General features: G+C 61.7%; 21 protein-coding genes. 9 read left to right on the top strand and 12 right to left on the bottom strand.

Annotated elements, in window-relative coordinates:
• Nucleotides 1-260: 260 nt before the first annotated feature.
• From LCW13_RS07650 to LCW13_RS07640, 3 genes are all read right to left on the bottom strand, one after another.
• The gene (locus LCW13_RS07650; RefSeq protein ID WP_225347958.1) at nt 261-1,427 is read right to left on the bottom strand and encodes a major royal jelly family protein; all 1,167 of its coding nucleotides are present in this window, start codon (nt 1,425-1,427) and stop codon (nt 261-263) included.
• Nucleotides 1,428-1,551: 124 nt separating this feature from the next.
• Complete coding sequence (locus tag LCW13_RS07645) at nt 1,552-2,292, bottom strand: glycine betaine ABC transporter substrate-binding protein (protein WP_225347957.1); 741 nt, start codon at nt 2,290-2,292, stop codon at nt 1,552-1,554.
• Between the two features lie 118 nt (nt 2,293-2,410).
• The gene (locus LCW13_RS07640; RefSeq protein WP_175090287.1) at nt 2,411-2,701 is read right to left on the bottom strand and encodes a putative quinol monooxygenase; all 291 of its coding nucleotides are present in this window, start codon (nt 2,699-2,701) and stop codon (nt 2,411-2,413) included.
• Between the two features lie 122 nt (nt 2,702-2,823).
• Here LCW13_RS07640 and LCW13_RS07635 point away from each other — a divergent pair, with 122 nt between their 5' ends.
• Entirely contained in the window at nt 2,824-3,726 is a 903-nt protein-coding gene (locus LCW13_RS07635; RefSeq protein WP_225347956.1) for a LysR family transcriptional regulator, read from the top strand.
• Nucleotides 3,727-3,901: 175 nt separating this feature from the next.
• Here LCW13_RS07635 and LCW13_RS07630 read toward each other — a convergent pair whose 3' ends face one another.
• Nucleotides 3,902-4,864 (bottom strand): LysR family transcriptional regulator, encoded by a 963-nt coding sequence (locus tag LCW13_RS07630; RefSeq protein ID WP_225347955.1) that lies wholly within the window; start codon nt 4,862-4,864, stop codon nt 3,902-3,904.
• A 199-nt stretch (nt 4,865-5,063) separates the two neighbouring features.
• Between LCW13_RS07630 and LCW13_RS07625 the strand changes: the two genes are divergently transcribed.
• The 3 genes from LCW13_RS07625 to LCW13_RS07615 all read left to right on the top strand — a co-directional run bounded on the left by LCW13_RS07625 (nt 5,064) and on the right by LCW13_RS07615 (nt 8,584).
• Nucleotides 5,064-6,413 (top strand): aspartate aminotransferase family protein, encoded by a 1,350-nt coding sequence (locus tag LCW13_RS07625; RefSeq protein ID WP_043332339.1) that lies wholly within the window; start codon nt 5,064-5,066, stop codon nt 6,411-6,413.
• A 142-nt stretch (nt 6,414-6,555) separates the two neighbouring features.
• Nucleotides 6,556-8,046: a CoA-acylating methylmalonate-semialdehyde dehydrogenase gene (locus tag LCW13_RS07620; protein ID WP_043332153.1), complete on the top strand. Its 1,491-nt coding sequence runs from the start codon at nt 6,556-6,558 to the stop codon at nt 8,044-8,046.
• Nucleotides 8,047-8,272: 226 nt separating this feature from the next.
• The gene (locus LCW13_RS07615) at nt 8,273-8,584 is read left to right on the top strand and encodes a putative quinol monooxygenase (RefSeq protein WP_043332154.1); all 312 of its coding nucleotides are present in this window, start codon (nt 8,273-8,275) and stop codon (nt 8,582-8,584) included.
• 112 nt (nt 8,585-8,696) lie between these two features.
• On the opposite strand, the gene LCW13_RS07610 is transcribed toward LCW13_RS07615, so the two are convergent.
• Nucleotides 8,697-9,905, bottom strand: a complete 1,209-nt coding sequence (locus LCW13_RS07610) for a glutamate carboxypeptidase (protein ID WP_225347954.1) — start codon at nt 9,903-9,905, stop codon at nt 8,697-8,699.
• Between the two features lie 288 nt (nt 9,906-10,193).
• On the opposite strand from LCW13_RS07610, the gene LCW13_RS07605 reads away from it, so the two are divergent.
• The 3 genes from LCW13_RS07605 to LCW13_RS07595 all read left to right on the top strand — a co-directional run bounded on the left by LCW13_RS07605 (nt 10,194) and on the right by LCW13_RS07595 (nt 12,768).
• Nucleotides 10,194-10,655 (top strand): LexA family protein, encoded by a 462-nt coding sequence (locus LCW13_RS07605; protein WP_043332158.1) that lies wholly within the window; start codon nt 10,194-10,196, stop codon nt 10,653-10,655.
• Nucleotides 10,656-10,663: 8 nt separating this feature from the next.
• On the top strand, nt 10,664-11,938 hold the full coding sequence (locus tag LCW13_RS07600) for a Y-family DNA polymerase (protein WP_225348123.1): 1,275 nt from the start codon (nt 10,664-10,666) through the stop codon (nt 11,936-11,938).
• A 245-nt stretch (nt 11,939-12,183) separates the two neighbouring features.
• Complete coding sequence (locus LCW13_RS07595) at nt 12,184-12,768, top strand: NAD(P)H-dependent oxidoreductase (RefSeq protein WP_225347953.1); 585 nt, start codon at nt 12,184-12,186, stop codon at nt 12,766-12,768.
• Nucleotides 12,769-12,916: 148 nt separating this feature from the next.
• Here LCW13_RS07595 and LCW13_RS07590 read toward each other — a convergent pair whose 3' ends face one another.
• The 4 genes from LCW13_RS07590 to LCW13_RS07575 form a co-directional block, all read right to left on the bottom strand.
• Entirely contained in the window at nt 12,917-15,064 is a 2,148-nt protein-coding gene (locus LCW13_RS07590) for a TonB-dependent receptor domain-containing protein (protein WP_225347952.1), read from the bottom strand.
• Complete coding sequence (locus tag LCW13_RS07585) at nt 15,061-16,590, bottom strand: PepSY-associated TM helix domain-containing protein (RefSeq protein ID WP_225347951.1); 1,530 nt, start codon at nt 16,588-16,590, stop codon at nt 15,061-15,063. Before LCW13_RS07585 ends, LCW13_RS07590 begins: the two co-directional genes overlap by 4 nt.
• A 108-nt stretch (nt 16,591-16,698) precedes the next feature.
• Nucleotides 16,699-17,175, bottom strand: a complete 477-nt coding sequence (locus LCW13_RS07580) for a hypothetical protein (protein WP_225347950.1) — start codon at nt 17,173-17,175, stop codon at nt 16,699-16,701.
• Nucleotides 17,172-17,897 (bottom strand): SCO family protein, encoded by a 726-nt coding sequence (locus tag LCW13_RS07575; RefSeq protein ID WP_225347949.1) that lies wholly within the window; start codon nt 17,895-17,897, stop codon nt 17,172-17,174. The genes LCW13_RS07580 and LCW13_RS07575 overlap by 4 nt, the downstream gene beginning before the upstream one ends.
• Nucleotides 17,898-18,175: 278 nt before the next feature.
• Here LCW13_RS07575 and LCW13_RS07570 point away from each other — a divergent pair, with 278 nt between their 5' ends.
• Nucleotides 18,176-18,598, top strand: coding sequence for a VOC family protein (locus LCW13_RS07570; RefSeq protein WP_043332174.1), 423 nt, complete (start codon nt 18,176-18,178; stop codon nt 18,596-18,598).
• Nucleotides 18,599-18,751: 153 nt separating this feature from the next.
• Here LCW13_RS07570 and LCW13_RS07565 read toward each other — a convergent pair whose 3' ends face one another.
• Together LCW13_RS07565 and LCW13_RS07560 are read right to left on the bottom strand one after the other, a co-directional pair.
• Complete coding sequence (locus LCW13_RS07565; RefSeq protein WP_131431883.1) at nt 18,752-19,189, bottom strand: Sbal_3080 family lipoprotein; 438 nt, start codon at nt 19,187-19,189, stop codon at nt 18,752-18,754.
• 285 nt (nt 19,190-19,474) lie between these two features.
• Entirely contained in the window at nt 19,475-20,242 is a 768-nt protein-coding gene (locus tag LCW13_RS07560; protein ID WP_225347948.1) for an extensin-like domain-containing protein, read from the bottom strand.
• Nucleotides 20,243-20,531: 289 nt separating this feature from the next.
• Here LCW13_RS07560 and LCW13_RS07555 point away from each other — a divergent pair, with 289 nt between their 5' ends.
• On the top strand, nt 20,532-21,563 hold the full coding sequence (locus tag LCW13_RS07555; protein WP_225347947.1) for an LLM class flavin-dependent oxidoreductase: 1,032 nt from the start codon (nt 20,532-20,534) through the stop codon (nt 21,561-21,563).
• 187 nt (nt 21,564-21,750) lie between these two features.
• Here the strand turns inward: LCW13_RS07555 and LCW13_RS07550 are convergent, their stop codons facing one another.
• Nucleotides 21,751-23,382 (bottom strand): BCCT family transporter, encoded by a 1,632-nt coding sequence (locus tag LCW13_RS07550; RefSeq protein ID WP_054555939.1) that lies wholly within the window; start codon nt 23,380-23,382, stop codon nt 21,751-21,753.
• Nucleotides 23,383-23,602 lie beyond the last annotated feature (220 nt).

The raw sequence follows: 23,602 nt of genomic DNA, 5'->3' as shown, positions 1-23,602 counted from the left end.
CTCTCTGGCCTTGGCGTAAAAACAGCCCATGACCGCAAGGTTAATCCGGATAAAGCGGATAATGTATGGCGAGTTTGCGTGTTGCGTGCAGGGAGACGCCGACGGGTCATCGGCTTGCGATGCGAGATGCGCCGGCCAGACACAAAAACGACAACGCAGGACGGTCGTGAGACACGTCCTGCGCAGATCACAGGCTAGCGAGAAAGCCATGGCGCCAAGGCAATGAGTTGCCCGAGGACCAAGCCCCAAGGGAGCAAGGGTCAGTTGGCGGGTGTCAGCTTGAGCAGGTAGTAATGCTTGTCACTGCCATCCACACCCTGATTGAGTGCCGGGTGGGCGTTCAGCTGGTTGGTGGTGAGGTAGAGACTGCCATCCGGCGCGAAGGCGAAGCCATCCGGCCAGCGCAGACGCTCGTCATCCTGGGCGATCACCGACATGCCCTCCGGCGATGAGAAGGTCAGTGCGTTGTGCTCCGCGTCACCGGCGATGATGCCGCTGCGGCGGCCATCGAAGATGAATCCATCATTGGGGCGCTTGGGGGCGTAAGGCGTGATGGCGCGAGCCAGTTCCGCCTCAGTGGCAGTGTCATCGGCCAGCTCAGCCGCCGGCAGGCGATAGATCTCACTGCCGTTCACGCCACCGAAATAGACGACGTCGTCCGCCGGATCGAAGGCGATGGCATTCAAGCCCAGGTACCAGGGCTTCGGCTCACCATTCTTGTCGCCCTTGGCCGCCATCAGATGGCCATTGATGACCATGTCGTGTTCCACCGGCATCAGCCTTTCATCGCTCTGCAGCACGCGACGCGTCTTGCCGCTGGCGATATCCACCACCACGAAGGCCGGTTTCATGCTGGAGGCCGGCGCGGTAAAGGTCATGTCAGCGATATAGATCTTGCCGCGCTGCTCATCGATGACGAAATCCTGCAGGAAGGAGATCGGCAGCACGCTGTCACCGGCAAGCGAAATCACCTTCTTGAGCGAATCACTGCGGGTATCCCAGCCCACCAGCTTGGGCGCACTGTCCTGGCTGCCCATGTCGAGCATCCACACCACACCCTGACTGTCGGAGTGCACGCCGATGATCGAGGCGATCCCGACCTCGCCCTTTTCCGGGCCATCGGCCCAGTCCAGGTTCGGGAACGGCACACGCTTGCCGTCCTGGGTGATCTCGACCACGCGCAGTGCCGGTGCATCGAGAGGCTGCTGGGACATGATCAAGCGGCCATCCGGCGTGAAGGTGATGTTGCCGGGGCGGGTGTCCGAATATTCGGCGACGGTGGTCAGCGTGCCGTCACGCAGGGAGGCGACTTGCGCATTCTGGGGGTTAACAGCCGTGCTGTCAGCGGCCGCCTGAGTGGCGCCGGCGACAGTGGCAACGCCCAGCGAGGCGATGAGAATGGCAGTCTTGAGGCGAGAAAATGGCATGGGGACTCCTTGCCCGCCGGTTGGCGCTGTGCGCTGCACCGGCAGGGTCGATGATGATGAGATGAAGAGACTGGGCGGTGACGTGGCCATCGCCCGGGATTTGTCGAGATTCAGGCGAGATAAATCAGGTGCGATAAATCAGGCGGCGACGCAGGTCGTCTTCCAGTTCGCTCAAGCGAGGATTGCCGATGTAGAGCTGAGAGAGGTCCTTGAGGGCCGCGGCGCCGATGCGCAGGCGAGCCTCCTTGCGCACCACCAGCGTGGCGTCATCCCGGGTACCCAGAAGCCCCTTGGGCTCCTTGAGGGCGCGAATCCGGTAGCGGTGATGCAGAAACTGCGGATGCCACAGCGGCACCACGACCCAACGTCCCTGCGCCACCGCCGCTTCGTAACGATCGAAACAGTCCGCTTCGCTGCCGGTGCGGAAGACATACCCGGCAGCGTCCAGACCATATTGCTTGATCATCTCGGCCGAGAAGCGACTGATGCCGGCCCCCGGATTGATGCCCTGGATGATCAGCTCCATCTTGCTGAGCGCCGGTTCCCGCAGCAGGTCCGTGACGCTTGCCACCGCGCTTTGTGGCACGTAATCCGGCACTCCCCAGATGCAATACGGCTCATAGATGACGGCGATCTTGTCGACGTCATCCAGCATGGGGGCCAGGTAGGTCTCATGACTCGACGGCAACCAGGCGGAGGCCAGAATGTCGACCTCCCCTCGCCCCAGCATCGCGAAGGCCTCTTCGTGGGGAGCAGAGGCGAAGGTCACCTCATGGCCGTGGCTCTCCAGAACACGCGCCACTTCCCGAGCACTGGCCTCATGGAAGGACAACGCGATATGGCCGATACGGATGGGGTCTGTCATGACTGCCTCGAGTGGGTTGTTGAAAGAGAAAGAAAGCGAGCAGGCCTGCATGGCCGCGGTGGTAAGCCAGGGCCTTTATCCAGGGCCAGAGCCCATATCCAGGGCCCAGGCCCGCCTCTCAGTCGAAGGCGGTCATTTCATGCAGGGTGAATTCGCTGACCGCGCCTTCGGTCGCTGCCACATACTTTTCCAGGTGCGGGGCCTGCATGTGCTGCTGCCAGAGTTCCCGCGAGGCCCAATTCTCATGAAAGGTGAAATGCGCCGGGTTATCGTTGTTCTGGTGCAGGGTGTAGCCAAGGCAGCCTTCCTCGGCACGGGTGATGGGCACCAGTGCCAGAAGCGCTGCCTTGACCTGCTCGATCTGGTCCGGCTTGGCATGGATATTGGCGATGACGGTCAGCTGGGTCATGAAAGGGACTCCGTGGCGTGATCGGGAAGCTTGAGTTGCGCAAGCGATGTGGTCATCCTAGCCACAAGCCTCATCCGTATAAACATCCAACTTACGCAAAGATAATTCGGAAAAACCGTACAATGCTGCTGGATAACATCGCCCTGTTCCTGACCATCATCGAGAAAGGCAGCCTGACCGCCGCAGGACGCGAGACGGGGCTGTCGCCCACCACCGTGTCCGAGCGCCTCGCCGCGCTGGAAGCCCATTACGGGGTAGTGCTGCTCAACCGCACCACGCGCGCCATCAGCCTGACCGAAGAAGGCCGGACACTGATGGAAGAAGCTCGCGGCCTGCTCGACAGCGTGTCGGAACTGGAGACCCGCATCCGCCTGGGCGCCCAGACCCTCACCGGCCGCATTCGCGTCAGTGCGCCGAGCGACCTGGGCCGCAATGCCCTGTCACGCGCCATCACCGAATTCCAGCATCTGCACCCCACCATCGAGATAGAACTGCTGCTGTCGGACAGCTACGTGGATATCGTCGGCCAGGGGATCGATCTTGCCCTGCGCTTCGGCACCATCATGGACAGCACGCTGCGCGTGCGGCATCTGGGCCAGAAACGCCGCCTGATATGCGCCTCCCCCGCCTATCTGGCGCAGCATCCTGCGCCGCTGACGCCGGTGGACCTCAAGCACCACAACTGCCTGGTGATGCGCTTCGGCAAGAGCCTCGACAACGAATGGCGCTTCGGCAGTCACAAGGTGCCGCAGATCGTCACCGTCAGTGGCAACCGGATCGCCAATGACGGCGAACTGGTGCGCCAGTGGTGCCTGGAAGGGTTGGGCATCGCCCTGAAATCGGAAGTCGATGTGAAGGAGGATCTGCGTGCGGGTCGCCTGATCGAACTGCTGCCGGAACATGCCGCGCCGCCCTCGCCGCTGCAGCTGCTGTTTCCGCCGGCGCGCGCCCAACCTCGTCGCGTGCAGGCATTTGCCCAGCACCTGGTCGAGACCTTCAGCGAATCACTATCGCATCCGCAATAGCCTGAAACGCAAAAGCCCCCGGCAACCAAAGGCTGCGGGGGGAGCTTTCATCATCCGGCACCCTACACTAGCCACCGTCTCCTTAAGAGCGTATAGCTGCTTCCACCCGCCAGCTGGGCGACTTCTCTGACCCCGACACGCTTGGACTTGTTCGTAGCTTACTCTCCCTCGCCGACTACACTCTTCGAGCTGGTTTCGCTTGGCGCAGGGTATCCAGCTCCTTCAGATAACGCTCCAGCACCAGATTGGGTGGGCGGCTCTTGCGCGTGATGGCGCTGTAATAGGTGACATAGGAGTTGGCCACCGGGCTGAGCGCCTGCATCTGGCCATCGCGCACCCAGCGCTCGGCATAGTGGGTGGGCAGATAGCCGAGATAGCGCCCGGAAAGCACCAGGAAGGCGATGCCCTCGCGGTCAGTCGCGGTGGCGGCGGCCTTGAGCGGCTCATGCAGCGCCTTGATCGCAGGCGTCTGGGCGTAGGCCGGCAGCACCGCATCATGCTGGCGAATCTCTTCCTCGCCCACCGGACGTCCCCGCGCGAGGGTATCGCCCGCGCGGGGTTCACGAAACAGCACATGGCCCCGTGCGCAGTAAAGGCAGGAGGTTTCCTCGTAGAGCGAGCGATACTCGAGCCCCGGCAGCGTCTTGAGCGTCGGGATCACCCCGGTATGCAGACGGCCATCCAGCACGGCGCGCTCGATCTCGTTGGGGGGAATCATGCGGATGTTGATCATCACCTCCGGGCCGTGACCCTTCAGCGCACTCAGCGCATCCGTGATGTGCATCTCGGGCATGGTGACCAGATTGTCGGTGATGCCGATGTTCAGCTCACCCTTGAGCCAGGCATGCAGACCATTGATGCGTGTGCGAAAGCCCTCTGCCGCCGCCAGCATCTGCATCGCGGCCTCGTGGACTTCCCGCCCCTCATTGGTGAGAGCAAACCCGCTGCGCCCGCGCTGACAGAGCTTGAGGCCCAGCCGCGTCTCCAGGTCACTCATCGCCATGCTGATGGCGGAGCGACTGATGTTGAGCTCGATCTCGGCCGCTGAGAAGCCACCACACTCCACCACCTTGCGAAAGATACGCAGCAGACGCAGGTCGGTATCGCCGAGCTGCCCCCGCATGACCTCGCCTCGCATAGGCCCGCGCCTCCTGTTATTGAACGGTTCCGCGACAGACGGCGCCTGACTGCGCCGAGATGGCGTAGCGAACGCCAGCGGAAAGTTAAGTAAATGCTTTCCTGAAGGTAAAGACAATGGCATTTATCTTACCAAAAGGACTTCCTAATCTAGTTGGACAGGAGCCGAGAACCAACAACAACACTCTGTGGGAGACATCATGACCGCCTTCGATACATCCCCTTCCGCCCAGGCAGGCTTGAGCCAGGAGCAGCTCGATGCCTACTGGATGCCCTACACGGCCAACCGTCAGTTCAAGCAGGACCCGCGCATCATCACCAAGGCGCAGGGGGCCTACTTCACGGACTCCCAGGGCCGTCAGATCTTCGATGGCCTGTCGGGTCTCTGGACCTGCGGTGCCGGCCATTGCCGCCCGGAAATCGCCGAGGCGGTCAGTGCGCAGCTGCGCGAGCTGGATTACGCGCCCGCCTTCCAGTACGGCCATCCCAAGGCCTTCGAGCTGGCGCATCGCATCAAGACGCTGATGCCTGAGGGGCTGGATCACGTCTTCTTCACCGGCTCCGGCTCCGAGAGTGCCGACACCTCACTGAAAATCGCGCGTGCCTACTGGCGCAAGAAAGGCAAGCCGACCAAGACCAAGCTGATCGGACGCAGCAAGGGCTATCACGGCGTCAACTTCGGGGGCTTCAGTGTCGGTGGCATCGGGGCCAACCGCTCGCTCTACGGTCAGGGGGTCGATGCCGATCACCTGCCGCATACCCTGCTCAAGGAAAATGTCTTCACGCCCGGCATGCCCAGGACCGGTGCCGAGCGCGCCGATGAGCTGCTGGAGCTGATCGCGCTGCATGATGCCTCCAATATCGCCGCCGTCATCGTCGAGCCGATGGCAGGCTCCGCCGGCGTGCTGCCACCGCCAGTAGGCTATCTCAAGCGCCTTCGCGAGATATGCGACCAGCACGACATCCTGTTGATCTTCGATGAGGTCATCACCGGCTTCGGACGCATGGGCGCCATGAGTGGCGCCGAGGAATTCGGGGTCACGCCGGACATCCTCAACGTCGCCAAGCAGATCACCAATGGCGCGGTGCCGATGGGCGCCGTGGTCGTCAAGGGCGACATCTACCAGACCTTCATGGACAACGGCGGCCCCGACTACATGATGGAGATTCCCCACGGCTACACCTACTCCGGTCACCCGGTGGCGTGTGCCGCGGCGCTGGCAGCCCTCGACGTGCTCGAGAACGACCAGCTCATCTCCCGTGTCCGCGAGCTGAGTCCGGTGTTCGAGAAGAAGCTGCACGAGCTCAAGGGCACGCGCTACATCAGCGACATCCGCAACTACGGTCTGGCCGGTGCCCTGCAGGTCGAGGCCTATCCCGGCGAGCCGGCGCGGCGCCCGTATGAGATTGCCATGCACTGCTGGAAGGCCGGTTTCTATGTCCGTTACGGCGGCGACACCATCCAGCTGGGCCTGCCGTTCATCACCGAACACGACGAGCTGGACCGTCTGATCAATGCCCTCGGCGATGCCTTCGCCGCCCAGGACTGACGCTCGAAGCTCAAGGCTGACGGTCGACGCTCAAGGCTGACCATCGACGTTCAAGACTGACCATCAACATTCAGAACTGACGATCAACACCACTTCATTCATCGCCATTCATTTCACAAGTCATCTCAGGGAGACCCACCCAATGAAGACGCTCGGACACCTCATCAACGGCAACATCGATCACAGCGAAGGCCGTACCCAGGACATCTTCAATCCCTCCACCGGCGAAGTCGGCGGTCAGGTGCGCCTGGCCAGCAAGGCGACGGTCGAGGAAGCCATCGCGGCCGCCGAGGCCGCCTTCCCGGAGTGGCGCAACACGCCGCCGATCAAGCGCGCCCGAGTGATGTTCCGCTTCAAGCAGCTGCTGGAAGAACATGCCGACGAGATCGCCCGCCTGATCGGTCAGGAGCACGGCAAGATCTGTCACGATGCGCTGGGCGAATTGCAGCGCGGCATCGAGAATGTCGAATATGCCTGCAGCGCCCCGGAACTGCTCAAGGGCGAGCACAGCCGCAATACCGGCCCGGGCATCGATTCCTGGAGTGAATTCCAGCCGCTGGGCGTGGTTGCCGGCATCACGCCGTTCAACTTCCCGGCCATGGTGCCGCTGTGGATGTACCCGATGGCGATCGCCTGCGGCAATACCTTCGTCCTCAAGCCCTCCGAGCGCGACCCGACCTCCACGCTGTTCATCGCCGAGCTGCTGATGGAGGCCGGTCTGCCGGCCGGCGTCATGAATGTCGTCAATGGCGACAAGGAAGCCGTCGATACGCTGCTGGACGACCCGCGCATTCAGGCGGTCAGCTTCGTCGGCTCCACCCCGATCGCTGAATACATCTACAGCCGCGCCGCAGCCAACGGCAAGCGCTGTCAGGCCCTCGGTGGCGCCAAGAACCACGCCATCGTGATGCCGGACGCCGACATGGAATACGTGGCCAACTCACTGAATGGCGCCGCCTTCGGCTCCTCCGGTGAGCGCTGCATGGCACTGTCCGTCGCGGTGGCCGTGGGCGATGACGCCGCCGACAAGCTGATCGCGCAGATGAAGCAGCAGATGGAAGGCCTCAAGGTCGGCATCTACAGCGACAAGGGCAATGATTTCGGCCCGCTGATCACCGCGGCCCATCGTGACAAGGTGGTCGGCTACATCGACAGCGCCGAGCAGCAAGGCGCGACGGTGGTGGTCGATGGCCGCAATCCGCAGGTCGAAGGCGGCGAGAACGGCTTCTTCGTCGGCGGCACCCTGATCGATGGCGTCACCCCGGAGATGACCTGCTACCAGGAAGAGATCTTCGGCCCGGTGCTGCTGGTCGTGCGCGCCGATTCGATGGAAGCCGCCATGCAGCTGATCAATGATCACGAATACGGCAACGGCACCTGCATCTACACCCGTGATGGCGAAGCCGCCCGCTACTTCAGTGATCACATCCAGGTCGGCATGGTCGGCATCAACGTGCCGCTGCCGGTACCGGTTGCCTATCACAGCTTCGGCGGCTGGAAGCGCTCGCTGTTCGGCGATCTGTCCGCCTACGGCCCGGATGCGGTGCGCTTCTACACTCGCCGCAAGACCATCACCCAGCGCTGGCCTTCCGCCGGTCTGCGTGAAGGCGCCCAGTTCGCCTTCCCGTCCTGATCCATCGCCTTCGCTTTCTGATCCATCACGAACGCGGATCATCGTCTGATGACAACTGCGCCGGACAGCCCTGCTGTCCGGCGCTTTCATGTGCTAATCATGCAGGGTCATGCCGGCAGTCAGCCCCTGCCCCTTGCAGTGGCCAGAAACGGCTCCACATAGTCAGGACATCTCATCACGAGAATCCCGACAACATCGGCGGTCAGCACCGTCACAAGGAGCCAAGATGATCTGGGTAATCGCCACCGTTACCGCCAAGGAAGGCCACGTTCAGGATGTCTTCAATGAACTCTGCGCCGTCGCGCCCACCGTGCGCGAGGAAGATGGCTGCCACGCCTACCACCCGTGCCTGGACTCCGAACGCGCCGCCGACAAGGACAACGACCCACGCCCCGACACCATCACCGTGGTGGAAGCCTGGGAATCCCACGATGCGCTGCAGGCCCACCGTGAGACCGAACACATGCAGCGCTTCCGCGACAACGCCGGTGACTGGATCGCCGATGGCGATATCCGCATCCTGAGCCCGGCGGGCTGATAGACAGAACAGCATTGGGAAAGACCCAAAAAAGCCCGACCTCCAGGAGGCCGGGCTTTTTTATCGGGCTTGCTGTCATGACGGCATATCATTTACCGCTACAACCCCGGTTTCACTCCTGCGGCTGATCCTCGGACAATTGCATGATCATGCGCGTCGTCAGGTAAAGGCGTGGCACGACGCTATCGACCAGCACGAACTCCTGATCGCTGTGATAGCCGCCGCCGACGAGACCCAGGGATTCGAGCACTGCCGGTTTATCGGAATCTGCATGATAGGCGTAGGCCGCATCGGTGCCGCCACCGATCTCGACCGCTTGCAGTGTCTGCCCCAACTCCTGATAGATCTTCTGGGCCTGCTCGGCCAGCTGCTGACTCTGCGGGTTGTCAGGCAGCGGCGGACGCCCCTTCTCTAGGTGAAACTCCACTTCGGTATCATCGATCAACTGGTTCTTCGTGATGGCCTGCGCTTCTTCCAGGACACGCTGATACTCGCTGCTATCGAAGTAGCGCATATCACCTTCCGCCCTGGCATGCTCCGGAATCACGTTGCGCTTGACGCCACCCTCGACGATCGTCCAGTTGAGCGTCGTCTCCTTGTCCGCATCATCAAGCTCATTCAACTGCAGCAGCTGATGAGACAGCTCCATGATGGCGTTGCGCCCTTCCTCTGGTGCGCCACCGGCATGGGAGGCACGGCCCTTCACCTCGAGAAACGCATAGTTGATGCCCTTGGTGACGACGGTGACGGCATCAACTCCCGGGTCAGCGAAGGTAGGCTCGAATACCAGCACGGCATCCTGATCTGCCGATAGCTCATGAATCAGGTCATGCGAGCCCGGCGAGCCCTTCTCCTCATCAGGATTGAAGACAACCGTCACCTGGCCATAGTCATCAAACCCGAGCGACTTCAGCGCCTCGAGACTGTGCAGAATAACAGCTGCGCCACCCTTGGCATCGCCCACGCCCGGGCCATAGGCACGCCCATCCTCGATACGGAAGGCACGCTTCGTGGCGGCGCCTTCATCGAAGACGGTGTCGTAGTGAATCATCAACATGATCTTGCGACTGCCATCTCCCTGCAGGCGACCGACAATCGTATTGCCGCCATAGGTCTTGGCAGGGTGCGTTTCCACCTGTGCGCCAAGCGCTTCGAGATGCTGGGTCAGCATTGCCTCAACGTCATTCAAGCCTTCACGGTAGCCCGTTCCCGAATCCACGTTGACCAGTGATTCCAGCGTCTCCAGCAGAGGCGCTCGCTGTTGCTCGACGGCATCCTGCACATCCTGATAGTCCGCCGCTTGCGCACTGGCACTGCACATACCGCATGCCAAACCCACCGCCAACATCGGAAGCCGCATTTTCCACCTCTAATATTGTTATATAAGGAATAACGAAGGTAAGGCGGATATCAGGCAAACGCAAACGCGAGGCCTACCGGGAAATTTTTTCTGCTAGCAGCTTTACCTGCCGTCCACCATTGAACACAGGTGCACTTCATCTGATCTGCGTCTCGTGAATGTGCAGCACTCGCAGGGATTATCGGTTGCCTGAGGGCTTCTCAGCGCCGATACTGTATATGAATACAGTATCGAAAGGAGACCCCACCCATGACCGTATCTGCCGCTCAACCGTCCCACGCCTCGCTGGCTCGCCCTCATCCAGCGCCGGAGCCCTGTGCACTGCCGCACCCTCACATCACGGGGCGCGCTGGCATTTCAGGCTTCCCCTCGCCGGCCGAGGATTACGCGGGGCGTACGCTGGACCTCAACGAGCGGCTGATAAAGCGCCCGGCAGCGACCTTCTTCATGACGGTGGCGGGTGACAGCATGGAAGGCTTCGGCATCTATGAGGGCGACACCCTGGTGGTAGACCGCTCCATCGATGCCCGTCCCGGGCATATCGTGGTGGCACTGGTCGAGGGTGAGGTGGTGGTCAAGCGTTATGAGCTGATCGGTCAGCGCCCCTACCTGAGTTCCGGCAATGCTCTGTATCCGCCGGTCGCGATCTTCGACCTCGAATGCCAGGTCTGGGGGGTGGTGCGTTCCGTCATCCACGAATACGCGGTATGAATACGCCGATGATCGGACTGGTGGACTGCAACAACTTCTACGCCAGCTGCGAGCGAGTGTTCGACCCGCGCCTGGAGGGCCGCCCTGTCGGCGTGATGTCCAACAATGACGGCTGCGTGATCGCGCGCTCCAACGAACTCAAGGCGCTGGGCGTGGAGATGGGCACCCCCGCCTTCCAGCTACAGCCACTCGTCCGTGAGGGGCGCATCCACCTGCTCTCCTCCAACTATGAGCTGTATGGCGACATGTCGGCGCGCGTGCGAGAGGTGCTGGAGGAATATTCCGCCGGGGTCGAGCCCTACTCCATCGATGAGATGTTCGTGCGTTTCGATGGCTTTGATCGCAACTCGATGCTGACGTTGAGCCGCACCCTGCACCGCAATGTCCGCAAGTTCACCGGCATTCCCGTATGTGTCGGGGTCGCGCCAACTCGAACGCTGGCCAAGTTGGCCAATCGCGCTGCCAAGAAGCGTCCGGAATTCGGCGGTGTCTGCGTGCTGGAACCAGATGAAGTCGGCACCCAGCGCCTGCTGGCCGATACGCCACTGGGCGATGTCTGGGGCGTGGGCCGGCGACTGGTCGAACGCCTGGCACTGCAAGGCCTGCACACTGCCTGGGACCTGCGCTGCGCCGACCCGCGCGCCATCGGCCAGCGGTACTCCGTGGTACTGGAACGCACCGCACGCGAACTGCAAGGCACGCCCTGCTTCGAGATGAATGATGCCGATGACGCCCGCCAGCGCATCATGACCTCGCGCTCCTTCGGGCGCATGACCGGTGACTTGAATGAACTCAGGGACGCCATCCGCCAGCATGCCCAACGCAGCGCAGAGAAACTGCGCCATCAAGGCAGCCTGACACGCGCCGTGCTGGTCTTCCTCAAGAGCAATCGTCACCGACCCGACCTGCCGCAATACTCACCCAGCACCATCGTCGAGCTGCCCGCCCCCACCAATGACAGCCGCGAGATACTCGCCGCCGCGCAACAGGCGCTGGAGCATATCTACCTGCGCGGTTATCGCTTCATGAAGGCTGGCGTGATGCTGCTCGACCTCATCGACCAGCCACGCGAGCAACTCTCGTTGCTCGACGACGAAGCGGATATCGCCAGGCGTGAACGCAGTCAGCAGCTGATGGCGACACTGGACGCCATGAATCAGAAGATGGGCCGCGGCACCGTGCGCCTGGGCGTCGCTCGCCCCGACGCCGCCTGGCAACTGCGCTGCGCCCACCGCAGCGCCCGCTACACCACCAACTGGCAGGAATTGAAGCGGTTGCGTTAGTGAGCTTGGCCGAAAGCTCTGAGCGCAATTCCGAGTGCCCCAACCATCAGCAATACAATCCCTTTCCTGGGCGCTCATACCGCAGAAGGCATGAAGGGAGTGAATGCGTAGATATCGCGCGCAACCTGATCGGATTGTTGCACCTACAGCAAAGGTGTTTTACGCCAGTGCCGCTTTATCAATGACTTGCGAACGCTCATGCTGTGCGCCATTGCTGAAAAGCCAACAGTTGTGGAGTACCCGGCATGAAGATTCTACTGATCAACGGCGGCAAGGCCTTTGCTCATTCCAATGGCGAGCTGAACGCGACGCTGCATGAGCTGGCGCGCGGTGAGCTGGCCGAGCTGGGTCATGAAGTGCGTGAAACCGTCATCGAGGAAGGCTTCGAGGCCAAAGCGGACATCGAGAAGCAGCTGTGGGCGGACCTGATCATCTATCAGACCCCAGGTTGGTGGATGGGTCTGCCGTGGACCGTGAAGAAGTATCTCGATGACATCCTGACTGAGGGCCACGGCTCTCTGTATGCCAGCGATGGTCGTCATCGCACCAGCCCGACCCAGGGCTACGGCACTGGCGGCTTGATGCAGGGTCGCCAGTACATGCTGTCACTGACCTGGAATGCGCCACTTGAGGCCTTTGATGAAGAAGGCAACTTCTTCGAGGGCAAGGGCATCGATGGCGTCTACTTCCCGGTGCACAAGGCGATGGAATTCCTCGGTATGACGGCCCTGCCGACCTACCTGGCCACTGATGTGATCAAGAATCCTGACCTGGCAGCCTACACCCAGGCCTACCGCACGCACCTGCGCGAGCACGTCGGCCGCGCCTGAAGGTTCGAGAGATGAGTTGCGAGCGCTGAAAGCATTCGAGCCCGCTCGTAATACAAGAAGCCCGCCACCGGTGACATGACCGATGGCGGGCTTCTTGCGTTCTAACGAATAGCGGCGACCAGCGCTCACTATTGAGAGGGTGCGAGTCTTAGAAGCTCCAGCTGGCGTGCGTCCAGAAGATACGCCCCGGCTCATTGACCTGTACATCGCCCTGCAACGGATCGTCGTAGAAGCGATTGACGTGGTAGGCGTAGGCCTTGTCGAACAGATTGGAGATGCCGGCGCTCAACTCGATGGCGTCAGTGACATGGTACCCGCCCTCCAGGCCGACGATGCCGAAGCCTGCCGTCGCGTCTTCACTGTCGGAAATACGCGACTGACGTGCGGCCGCATCGAATCGGGCAATTGCCCACCAACGATCCGCGTCATAGCGTGTCGCCAGATAGCCATTGAAGGGGGCGACCTGTGACAGGGGCGTCCCATCGCTCAGGTTGGTGCCGTGCGTGGCGGCAACGCCTGCGGAATGCCGCCAGCCGTGTTGCCGCCAACTGGCTTCCAGCTCGATACCGTAGATCTCGGCCTCGACATTGTCGTAGGTGGTCAGCGAGTCGCCTTCGGTCAGCTCGATCCAGTCATGCACCCGGTTGTAGTAGGTGTCCGCCGAATAACGCCAGGCGCCCTGCCTGACCGCCACCCCAAGCTCGAGCTGCTGATGGATCTCGGGATCAAGCTCTGGATTACCCAACCAACCATCGGAGTCGGACTGGCGGTTGTAATAGCGCTCACTGGCCGTCGGGAAGCGTACGCTGCGACTGAGCGCCGCATAGCCTTTCACCGCCTCATTGACGCGATGCTCCAGACGCGCCAGTGCACTGAGTTCGCCATCACGCTGTTTGGCGTCAACATCATCGCCATACTGGGCACGCCAGGCGGAGATGGCCGAGGCATTGCTACCCACCACCTCATTGGCATCTCGCGCATCACTGATGGAGACGTCATAGCGCGCACCGGTCACGAGTCGGTTGTCGGCATCAAGGATGGTATCCAGTTCCGCGAATACCCCACCGCGCGTCCGCACGACATCCGGCCAGGTCTGGCTATCCGACAGGCTATCCAGTGACATGCCCATCCGGGAGTTGGTATTGCTCTCGAGCCGTTCGGCATCGGCACCCAGCGTCAATATCGCGTCATGTCCGCCGACAGTCAGCGGAATATCGCCCTGGGTGCTGGCATACCAGGTCTCGGTGGTCGCGCTGGAGAACATGGCCATGTCGCTCATGTCCATATCTGAGCTCATATCCATGCCCGAGCTCATGTCCATGCTCATCGAGTTGGCGCTGGAATCATCAAAGTCACGCAGGGTGACGTTATCCATGTCGTGCACGACGCGAGCATGGTTGACCTGTGTCTCGGTGTGCGAGAACGGCCCGACGTTGTCGATGGTCAGCTTGAGATACTGGCGGTCCATATCGCTGCGTGGCGCATCCATGGTGGGATACAGGGCATCATCGATGCGCACCACGGCGACACCCGCCTCGATGGCGACATCCTCGGTGGCGAAGGCGCCAATGCGGATACTGCCATTGTCGCTGCGATACGCGCCTGACTGAGTATCGCCATTGCCATCCTCGTAGTTGTTGCGCTCGGAATGCTCGAAGTCCAGTGCGGCCCAGAAATCGCCCTGCTTGGCGGTCAGTGACAGAGTCTCGCTGGTGGCGTCATCATTGCTGCGCCAGCCAGCCCCCAAGGTACCCTGGACGCCATCATCATCGCTGCGCGAGGGCGTCTGACGCGTCACCTCGATGCTGCCCGCGGCAAAGTTGGGGCCGCGACTGACGGTCTGCGCGCCCTTGTAAAGCGTGAGGTCCGACTGACTGCCGGCAGTGGCGTAACCCAGTGTGGTGTCCATGCCCCCCGGACAGGCGGGATAAAGCGATGCGCCATCCACCTCCTGGATGAGGCGCTCACCGCCCTGCGCACGGAAGATGGCCGAAACACCGTGACTACCCAAGCGCGAGCCACTGACACCATTGACCTCGCGCAGCTGTTCGCCAAGGTCCATGTCGCCCTTGGCATGCCCCGCATGCACGTCGTGGACGGGGCTGGCCATGGGCGCCTGAGCCTCGATACGGATCAACGGCAATACGCTGGTGGTGTCAGCATCGGCGTAAACCGGCAGCGTGCCACTACCCGCGATCGCGGCGGCAATGGCCATGGGCAGACGACCACGCGATGCGCTCACTGGCGATGACAAACGACGCGCACGAATCGGGAAATTGGCGAGAGACAGTGTCATGCGCTGGCCTCCTGCAGGTCATCCCCTCGCTTGTGCGTGGCGCGAATCCACAGCCAATCCAGCAGCCCCATCACGATCAGCGAGAGGCCGACCAGCGGGAAGATGACACCGATGATCATCATCAAGCCCCAGACACCGGCGATTCGCTTGCGCTCCTTGGGCAGCGGCGGGATACCGATACCGCCCACCGGACGACGCTTCCACCACATCACGCCCGCACCGACGCTCATCATCACCATCGCGATACAGGCCAGTACCAGCACCAGCTGGTTGATCAGCCCGTACTGCTGCCCCAGGTGAACATTGATGCCCCACTCCAGCGCTCGACCCAGCGGGCCATAATCGGCGTAATGCATGTCCAGCAGCACATCGCCGGAATAGCGATCCACATGCACCACCTGCTGGCGCTCCAGCGCATCCGGATAGATGGAGCCGGTGTAGACGCCCTGCGGCGAGCCCGGCAGGTTGATGGCATAGCCCGGTGCCAGGCCTTCGCGAGCGAAGATGCGCTCAGCCTGATCGAGGCCGATATCGGCATGGGCAATCGCGGCGGCGCTCAGCGGCACGGCCGCAGCGCCGGATGACTTATCGACACCAGACTTGGTGCTACCACCGCCATGCCCGGCATGCTCTCCCTCGTCCACGACATGGCTTGTCGCTGCAGCCGGCAAGGAAGATAACGGGATAACGGCCTGTTCGAGCGACCAGGTCGTCCGCTCCTGGTCCACCAGACGGGTATCCGACATCGGCGTATTCACGCGCACGCCATCGGGATACCCGAAGTTATGCCCGTTGGCCAACTCGTTGACCTTGGCACCCCACACCATTGACCACGGCATGCCAGTCACGGCGAGAAACAGGATGAAACCAGCGGCGAAGATGCCACACACGGCATGCAAATCACGCCACCACAGTCGACGCGCAGGCGTGGTACGCAGCGTGACGACGCCACCCTTCTGGCCCCGCGGCCACCACAGATACAGGCCGCTGAGTACCAGCAGGATGCTCCAGCCGGCAGCGATCTCGATCGCGGCATTGCCGATGGGGCCGGTGATGGCGAGGCTGTGCAGATTGCGCACCGTCCACATGATGCTGTCACGGTAGGCCATCTGCCCCTGCACTTCACCGCTGTAGGGATTGACGTAGACCGCCTGCTTGCCACTGCCATCGGCTGCCACGATATCGACTTCCGTGGTCAAGTCACTAGCCGCAGGCGGCACGACACGCACGGCCTTGCCGGGCAGACTTTGCACGGCGACACGCACCTGCTCGCTCAGCGGGACACTCGCCTGTGCCTGGCCATTGGCCTGTTGCACCACCGGCGTGTTGACCTTCATCAGGTCGGCATGCACGAAGTGGTCGATCTCTTCACGGAACAGATAGAGACCGCCGGTGACAGCCAGCAAGGTCAGGAAAGGCAGCACCAGCAGGCCGGCATAGAAATGCCAGCGCCACACGGCACGGTAGATATCGCTGAAACCGCGAGCGGCGCGACCCGCGGAGTCGGTATTGGTTGTTGAACTCATCTCGATTACCCATCGACAGGTGCCACGACGCGCGACGGATGCTTTGTCCGCCGGTCAACGTGAGGTCACCGAACACTATGGAGAGCCACCGCGAGGTGGCCCAGCAATTCATGGCGCGAGGGAATCGTGGGGTGGCGCGCGCCCGGGCGGACGCAGATAGACATTGATGTCGCGAAACGCGACAAGGCAGGGACGCGGGGCCGCGTCGCGAGACAACCGCCCCAACGCCAGCAACAGGGCAACGGCGACCAATGCCAGCGTGAAGGCCGCCATGCTGGCCAACGGACAATCCGAGGCAGCGGAACTGTGGGTGATCTGCGCCTGCGAACCGCTTTCGCGAGCGGCGCGGATTATCCAGTCGCTATCGGCACTCACCCAACGCCCGGTACCAACGCTCTCGAAGACGGCATGGTCGTTGACCATCACCACACGCGGGGCCGCCAGCGGCATGACCAGCATGGCGGCCAACGCGATCAGCATCACGAAGACGACATGCCCATTGGCCGCAGTCAGGCGCGACAGGGCGCGATGATAGGAGACGGATTCACGCCTGGCGTGGCGAGTCGAGGGACAAGTCACTGTCATGCGTCCCCCGTGGCCGGCACGTTCGCGTTTTCGCTCGTGTTGACGGTCGCAACACTGTCAGAAGACGTCGCTGCGGCCACGGTCTGGAGCAGGAACGTCAGTCGATCGGCAAGTTGCGCAGGCGTCTGACTGAGCGGCAGGGTGTCACGCAGCCGACCCTGCTCATCGATCACGAAGATCGCCACGCTGTGGTCGATCATGTAATCGGCCTCGCCGGCCGACGCCTGCGCTTGCGCGTGTTCAGGGGGATGACTCTGCTCGGATTCTCGCCGCTGAAACTGGATACCGAGGCGCTGGGTGAATTCCTCCAGCCGCGTGTCGTCCTGTGACGGGAGGCGAAGGCCGGTCACCGGCAGGCTGAAGGCAGACAGATAACGTGACAGCACGGGCAGGGTGTCGCGCGCCGGATCCAGCGTCAGAAACATCGGATGCAGATGCGCACGTGAAGTCTCGTCAAGGCGTTGCCAGGCCATCTGCAGCCGGGCAAGCGACAACGGGCAGATGTCCGGGCAATGCGTAAAGCCGGGAATCAGCACGCTCAGGTGACCCGCTTCCCCCCGAGACAGGGTGTCCGCGTGCAGCAGTCCCCGCGTGGAAGGCAGCTCGAGCGTCGTCGGCCACGCATCACGCGGTTGATGCGAGGCAGAAAGCCCCGTGATCAACGCGATAATGACGAGGGCAAAAGCACTGAGTCCCATCAGGATCAGCTTGCGCGGCGACATGAACACTCCAGCGTGGCCTGCAGAGAAGGTAAAGGCAGCAGGGTCGATGACAGGGATGCTAACCATTCACACCCGCGAAACCACTAATGCGACAAGTTGCCACAGCGATTGCCCCGGGCCTTCGCGAGCGCGACAAGGCCCCAGATAGCGTAAAGCCATCACCACCATCATCAGATTCAAAGTGCGTCTCACCCGGACGAACACGACACTGTCTCCATGCTCCTGCAATTGAGCCAGTCCCCCAACCCCTTCTTCCCCTCACGCCATGAGGCTTCGCCATGATTCAGCGCCTTTCCCTGCACCCAGCCATCCTTGAAGTGCGCGACCTCGATGCCGCTTGCCGTTTCTTCACCGAAACACTCGCCCTGCCCATCCTGTTGCGCAACGCCACCAGCGCGACCCTGGAGCTGAACCATCGCCGAGACAAGCAGACCAGCGTATTGCTGTTGCAGCGCAGTGCCGAGCAACCCGACAGCCGCCAGCTGACGCTTGAGATCGAGCGAACGGACTTTGCCCGCTTCCGCGAACAATGGCAGGCCCAGGGAGCGCATCTGATCGAGAGTCACGGCAGCAGCGCCCCCGGCTGTGCCTGGCAGGTGCTCGATTGCGTGCTTCCCGATGGGCATCGCCTACGCGTGGTCAGCATCAACCCCGAGCGCTGCGCCCCGACGATCAGCCGTGGCATGGGCATGGCACCCTGAGATTCCAGCACACCAGATGGATCGAGAGTCTCCGCTGGGGCCGGCGCATGACACAAGCGCCGGCCCAGCTATCAAGTGCGCCATCATGGCGAGAAATGACGTACCGGTGAGGCGTACAAGCAGATGGCTTGAATGCCCATCACGGCTGAGGCTTCAGTAGTTGACCAGCAAGTCATCGATGACCGGATTCATCTTGGTTTCGACCCCGGCAAACTTGGAGAACGTCAGGCCGCCCCCTGCGACAAGATGATATTGCGCATAGGCGATTTCATCGCCATACGGATCATTGAGCCAGAGTTCTGCGTGTGACAGATAGGTCGTGACGTCCCAGGAGCGCAAAGCGGTATACGTCAATATCACTTCACAATGGCCGGGGACCGGAGCGTCATAGACTCGCGTATTCAAGCCATTGCGACTGAAGCCCCGTTTGATCACACTCAGGAAGCCCGGCACGATCACGGCTTCATTGCGCTCGATGCACACGGTATCCAGATAGGACATGCGTTCCAGAGGCTGAACCTGCACCGAGGTACAGCCGGCCATCACGAAGGTGATGGAAGCTGCCAATAACGCCTTCGTCATCCCTGTCATTCTTGACTCCCTGTCATTGAACAAGAGGCTTTTCGCGATATATGCCATGGAAGGCATGCTTGCCCGCAGGGTATTAGTGAAAGCAAATAAATGCGAGGAATCTGCCCGTGATCAGGCGTAATTCCCCCCATGCAAGCGCGAGTCTCCTACAGCGACACCGACAAATGATGACAGGCGTGGCAAACATGAGTCCCCTTTATCACGCCGAGCCAATAATGACCCACTGACAGAGTGCGCGGATGTCCGCATTGCCGCACTCTTGCCCGACGCAGCATTAAGTATTGCTCAGCGACAGAATCGCCAGCCCCGCGTGCCGAGGTGGAAGTGATCACGATGGGCGGCGTTGTAATCCGGCCCCAGCACGGTACCGAAACTCTCACAGGCGGCGTCCTGCACGGCACGCAGGAAGCGGCCCGGGGCATCTTCATCCTCGGGCGCCGTCCAGTCGCGCGGCAGGCGAACCTGACGGCCGTCCGCCAGCGTGAAGCCTGTGACATCCAGCGCATCCGCAGTGGCATGTTCACTGCGACGTGCGTTCTCTCGTCCGTAGATGTTGCGGCAGGCGTAGCTGCCCACATGGGACACTTGCGTCACCTCGCTCCCCATGACTTCCTGCGCCGCAGACTTGAGCCCATGGCGCTCGAAGCGCAACCAGCTCACCGCCAGCGGGCAGCTGGCAATGAAGGACTGGTTGAAGCGAACGCCCTGCTCACCACTCACGCCTGACGCCGAATGCATGCGTACGCTGTTTATGAGGTCACAGCCGTTGTCGCTGGGGCGGTCCGGCAGGAAGGAAACCCGTTGCGGGGCTTCCCGCTCGAGAAATGCGCGACAGGCGGCCGGGTTCTCGTTCAAGCGTGAGAGCTTCCAGCCGGTCACCATGCCGGGCGGGTCCTCCAATTGCAGTGGCTCCCACGGGAGATAGTGAGCGGGTATCCAGCGCTCCAGCACGATGATGTCGCGCTGGATCGCAACGCCCAGGCCGATGAGCACCAGGCATATCAACGTGAGCCCCATGCCTTTGAGGCGTTGCTTGTACTGCAAACCGTTCATGTTCGCCTCCTGTGCGCGATGCAGGCCCTTACCTGCCCCGGGCTTCGCCTGCATTGGACTTCACCTGCCCTGGGCTTCACCTGCCCCAGGGTGACTGACCACCGTGAATGGCATGACGTATCGACCGCCTCATATATGCCATATCAGAAACAGTGAAATGAAGGGGCGAGGCGCTGTCAGAGACGCGGCTGTCCACTATGCTGGACGCCATTCAGCAGACCAGCCACACACCCTTGAGGGGCCACGCCCCGGCTGCTCTCTGCACGCCAATCCGCTATCAGGAGCGCACATGACGACAGCCCCTACCTCACGCCTGGGCACGATCCCACTCTCGGTGCTGGACCTTGCCCCCATCCGCGATACCGGCAGTGTTGCTGAAACCTTCCACAATAGCGTCAGTCTCGCCCAGCATGTCGAAGCGCTGGGCTTTCATCGCCTGTGGCTGGCCGAGCATCACAACATCGATGGCATCGCCAGTGCCGCCACCTCGGTGCTGATCGGCCATGTGGCGGGCAAGACCTCCCGCCTGCGGGTCGGCTCGGGCGGCATCATGCTACCCAACCATCCCCCACTGGTGGTGGCGGAGCAGTTCGGCACCCTGGCCACGCTCTACCCGGACAGGATCGATCTCGGGCTTGGCCGCGCGCCGGGCTCCGATGGCATCACCATGCAGGCGATGCGCCGCGACCCTTCCGCCGGCGTGAATGACTTCCCCCAGCGGCTGGCCGAACTCGAGCAGTATCTGGGCGAGGCTTCACCTGGTCAGCGCATCAAGGCCATGCCGGGACAAGGCACTCATGTCCCCCTGTGGCTATTGGGTTCCAGCGACTACAGCGCACGCCTGGCAGCGAAAAAAGGTCTGCCCTTCGCCTTCGCCGGTCAGTTCGCCCCCGGCTACATGCTGGAGGCCATCAAGCTCTATCGCGAGAACTTCACGCCCTCCGAGGTGCTGGATGCGCCCTATGTGATGCTCGGCCTGCCCCTGATCGCCGCCGACAGCGATGAACGCGCCCGTTTCCTGGCCAGCACCCAGCAACAGAAATTCCTCAATCTGATCCGTGGCAAGAGCACGCGCGCCCTGCCCCCACGCGAGACACTGGACTGGTCAGCACGCGAGGAAGCCATGGTCGGCCAGAATCTGGCCGCTGCCATCATCGGCGGGCCAGAGCGCATTCGCAGCGAACTCGAGCATCTGCTGGAGGTGACGCAGGCCGACGAATTGATGTTCAACTCGGATTTCTATGAGCATGCCGACCGCCTGAAGAGCTACGAGATACTCGCCGAGGTCGCCGGCCGCCGGACGCCAGACGCCAGTCAATGACGTGAGCCACTTCACGCTGACTGGCTTGCCAAGACAAGACGCCGCTCACATGTCCTGTGAGCGGCGTCTTGTCGTTCTGAGCCTGCCATGAGGCCACGCATTGACGTCATGAGCTGAAGGCGATGATCTTAAAACGATAAACTCAAGGCGATGAGTTCATGACGATAAGTTCATGCCTCGAGCCGGCTCAATGATGATCGCGCGGGTTCACGCGACGATTCTTGACGTCCGGCGCACGGCGGATGCGATCTTCCTCCGCCAGGCTGTCAGCCTCGAAGATATCCGCACCGACCGGTGTCTCACCATGACGGCGATACAGCTGACTGAGCATCTGGCGACGATCAGCCCGCAGCTCTTTCACCAGTACCACGATCATGCCGTAGATGATGAAGGTGAAGGGCAAGGCCGAGAGTACCGAGGCTGACTGCAAGCCCTTGAGACCGCCCGTCGAGATCAGCGTCAGGCAGATGGCCGCGATCAGCACGCCCCAGGCGATACGCTTGTAGAGCGGCGGATTGATCGAGCCACCGTCGGTCATCTGCGCCACGATATAGGACGCCGAATCGGCTGAGGTCACCAGGAAGATGAAGATCAGCATGATCGCGACCACCGACAGCACGCTGCTGAAGGGCATCAGGTCGAACATCTCGAACAAGGCAGACGTGATGTTGGCATCCGTCGCGGCCGCCAGACCGACATCACTGGCCAGCTCCATGTTGATCGCCGCGCCACCGAAGACACCGATCCACAGGCACGCCAGCAGCGGCGGCACGATCAGCACGCCCACCACATACTCCTTGATGGTGCGGCCACGCGAGACACGCGCGACGAAGGTACCGACGAACGGCGACCAGGCGATGACCCATGCCCAGTAGAAGACGGTCCAGGAGCTGTTCCAGTCATTGCCGTCATAGGGCGACATGCGCAGGCTCATGCCGATGAAGTTCTGCAGATAATCGCCGATGCCCAGGGTGATCGTCTTGAGAATGTCCAGCGTTGGGCCAGTGAACAGCACATACAGCATCAGCGCGATGCAGATGCTCATGTTGAGGTTGGACAGGCGCTTGATGCCCTTGTCGAGCCCGGACCAGGTCGAGGCCATGTAGGCACAGAACATCACGCCCATGATGATGAACTGCCATTGCCAGCCTTCTTCCACGCCGAAGACGAAGTGCAGCCCCCCATTCATCTGCAACACGCCCAGGCCCAGCGATGTCGCAACCCCCATCACGGTCGCCACCACCGCAAAGACATCCAGCACCGGGCCGTAGCGGCGCACCTTGGGATGCTTGGCCGTTACGGAAGACAGCACCGAGGACACCAGCCCCGCCTGTCCCTTGCGGAACTGGAAATAGGCAATGATCAGGCCGACCACCGAGAAGGCAGCCCACTGATGGACGCCCCAGTTGAAGAAGGCATATTGAATGGCATAGCGCGCAGACTCGGGCGTCTCGCCCGGCATATCGGCGAACGGCGGCTTCAGATAGTGCTGCATGGGTTCCGCCATGCCATAGAACACCAGGCCGACGCCAAACCCTGCTGCCAACAGCATGCTGACCCAGGAAAAGAAGGTATAGGAAGGCCGGCTATCCTGCGGGCCGAGCCGGATCTTGCCGTACTTGCTCAACGCGAGACTGATGAGAAAGATCACGAAACCAAACACGGATATCAGATAGAACCAGCCGAACATGCTGGTCACGGCGCCGAGCGCCTGATCTGCCAATTCACCGAAACGGGTGGGGAATCCTGCCCCCAATGCGACCAGCCCCAGAATGATGATGACCGACGCGCTGAATACGCGCTTTCCTCCAGATGTCATAAATCGCTACTCCCTGTGAGCTGTGACAGCGGTGAGGTGGATCGCGCACCAGCGAGAAACGAGTAGCGTATCGCCAACGAATATTCGCAGTGCCTTCTAGACATGAACCTGATTCCCCAGAACTTCAAGGGCAGACGACGTCAGCAGCACAGGAAAATTTGTCACCGTCTGTACAGGTAGGCGTTTGCCCCAACCAGGCCATAGCCTCCGCGTGGGAGGA

Origin of the sequence: Cobetia amphilecti (genome assembly GCF_020217465.1) — a bacterium.
Lineage (GTDB): Bacteria > Pseudomonadota > Gammaproteobacteria > Pseudomonadales > Halomonadaceae > Cobetia > Cobetia amphilecti.
This window is presented reverse-complemented; position numbering and strand designations above follow the sequence as displayed.

What these genes read in the sequence shown, in the direction of transcription:
- LCW13_RS07650 (WP_225347958.1), bottom strand. Translation starts at nt 1,427, where the DNA reads ATGCCATTTTCTCGCCTCAAGACTGCCATTCTCATCGCCTCGCTGGGC.
- LCW13_RS07645 (WP_225347957.1), bottom strand. Translation starts at nt 2,292, where the DNA reads ATGACAGACCCCATCCGTATCGGCCATATCGCGTTGTCCTTCCATGAG.
- LCW13_RS07640 (WP_175090287.1), bottom strand. Translation starts at nt 2,701, where the DNA reads ATGACCCAGCTGACCGTCATCGCCAATATCCATGCCAAGCCGGACCAG.
- LCW13_RS07635 (WP_225347956.1), top strand. Translation starts at nt 2,824, where the DNA reads ATGCTGCTGGATAACATCGCCCTGTTCCTGACCATCATCGAGAAAGGC.
- LCW13_RS07630 (WP_225347955.1), bottom strand. Translation starts at nt 4,864, where the DNA reads ATGCGAGGCGAGGTCATGCGGGGGCAGCTCGGCGATACCGACCTGCGT.
- LCW13_RS07625 (WP_043332339.1), top strand. Translation starts at nt 5,064, where the DNA reads ATGACCGCCTTCGATACATCCCCTTCCGCCCAGGCAGGCTTGAGCCAG.
- LCW13_RS07620 (WP_043332153.1), top strand. Translation starts at nt 6,556, where the DNA reads ATGAAGACGCTCGGACACCTCATCAACGGCAACATCGATCACAGCGAA.
- LCW13_RS07615 (WP_043332154.1), top strand. Translation starts at nt 8,273, where the DNA reads ATGATCTGGGTAATCGCCACCGTTACCGCCAAGGAAGGCCACGTTCAG.
- LCW13_RS07610 (WP_225347954.1), bottom strand. Translation starts at nt 9,905, where the DNA reads ATGTGCAGTGCCAGTGCGCAAGCGGCGGACTATCAGGATGTGCAGGAT.
- LCW13_RS07605 (WP_043332158.1), top strand. Translation starts at nt 10,194, where the DNA reads ATGACCGTATCTGCCGCTCAACCGTCCCACGCCTCGCTGGCTCGCCCT.
- LCW13_RS07600 (WP_225348123.1), top strand. Translation starts at nt 10,664, where the DNA reads ATGATCGGACTGGTGGACTGCAACAACTTCTACGCCAGCTGCGAGCGA.
- LCW13_RS07595 (WP_225347953.1), top strand. Translation starts at nt 12,184, where the DNA reads ATGAAGATTCTACTGATCAACGGCGGCAAGGCCTTTGCTCATTCCAAT.
- LCW13_RS07590 (WP_225347952.1), bottom strand. Translation starts at nt 15,064, where the DNA reads ATGACACTGTCTCTCGCCAATTTCCCGATTCGTGCGCGTCGTTTGTCA.
- LCW13_RS07585 (WP_225347951.1), bottom strand. Translation starts at nt 16,590, where the DNA reads ATGAGTTCAACAACCAATACCGACTCCGCGGGTCGCGCCGCTCGCGGT.
- LCW13_RS07580 (WP_225347950.1), bottom strand. Translation starts at nt 17,175, where the DNA reads ATGACAGTGACTTGTCCCTCGACTCGCCACGCCAGGCGTGAATCCGTC.
- LCW13_RS07575 (WP_225347949.1), bottom strand. Translation starts at nt 17,897, where the DNA reads ATGTCGCCGCGCAAGCTGATCCTGATGGGACTCAGTGCTTTTGCCCTC.
- LCW13_RS07570 (WP_043332174.1), top strand. Translation starts at nt 18,176, where the DNA reads ATGATTCAGCGCCTTTCCCTGCACCCAGCCATCCTTGAAGTGCGCGAC.
- LCW13_RS07565 (WP_131431883.1), bottom strand. Translation starts at nt 19,189, where the DNA reads ATGACAGGGATGACGAAGGCGTTATTGGCAGCTTCCATCACCTTCGTG.
- LCW13_RS07560 (WP_225347948.1), bottom strand. Translation starts at nt 20,242, where the DNA reads ATGAACGGTTTGCAGTACAAGCAACGCCTCAAAGGCATGGGGCTCACG.
- LCW13_RS07555 (WP_225347947.1), top strand. Translation starts at nt 20,532, where the DNA reads ATGACGACAGCCCCTACCTCACGCCTGGGCACGATCCCACTCTCGGTG.
- LCW13_RS07550 (WP_054555939.1), bottom strand. Translation starts at nt 23,382, where the DNA reads ATGACATCTGGAGGAAAGCGCGTATTCAGCGCGTCGGTCATCATCATT.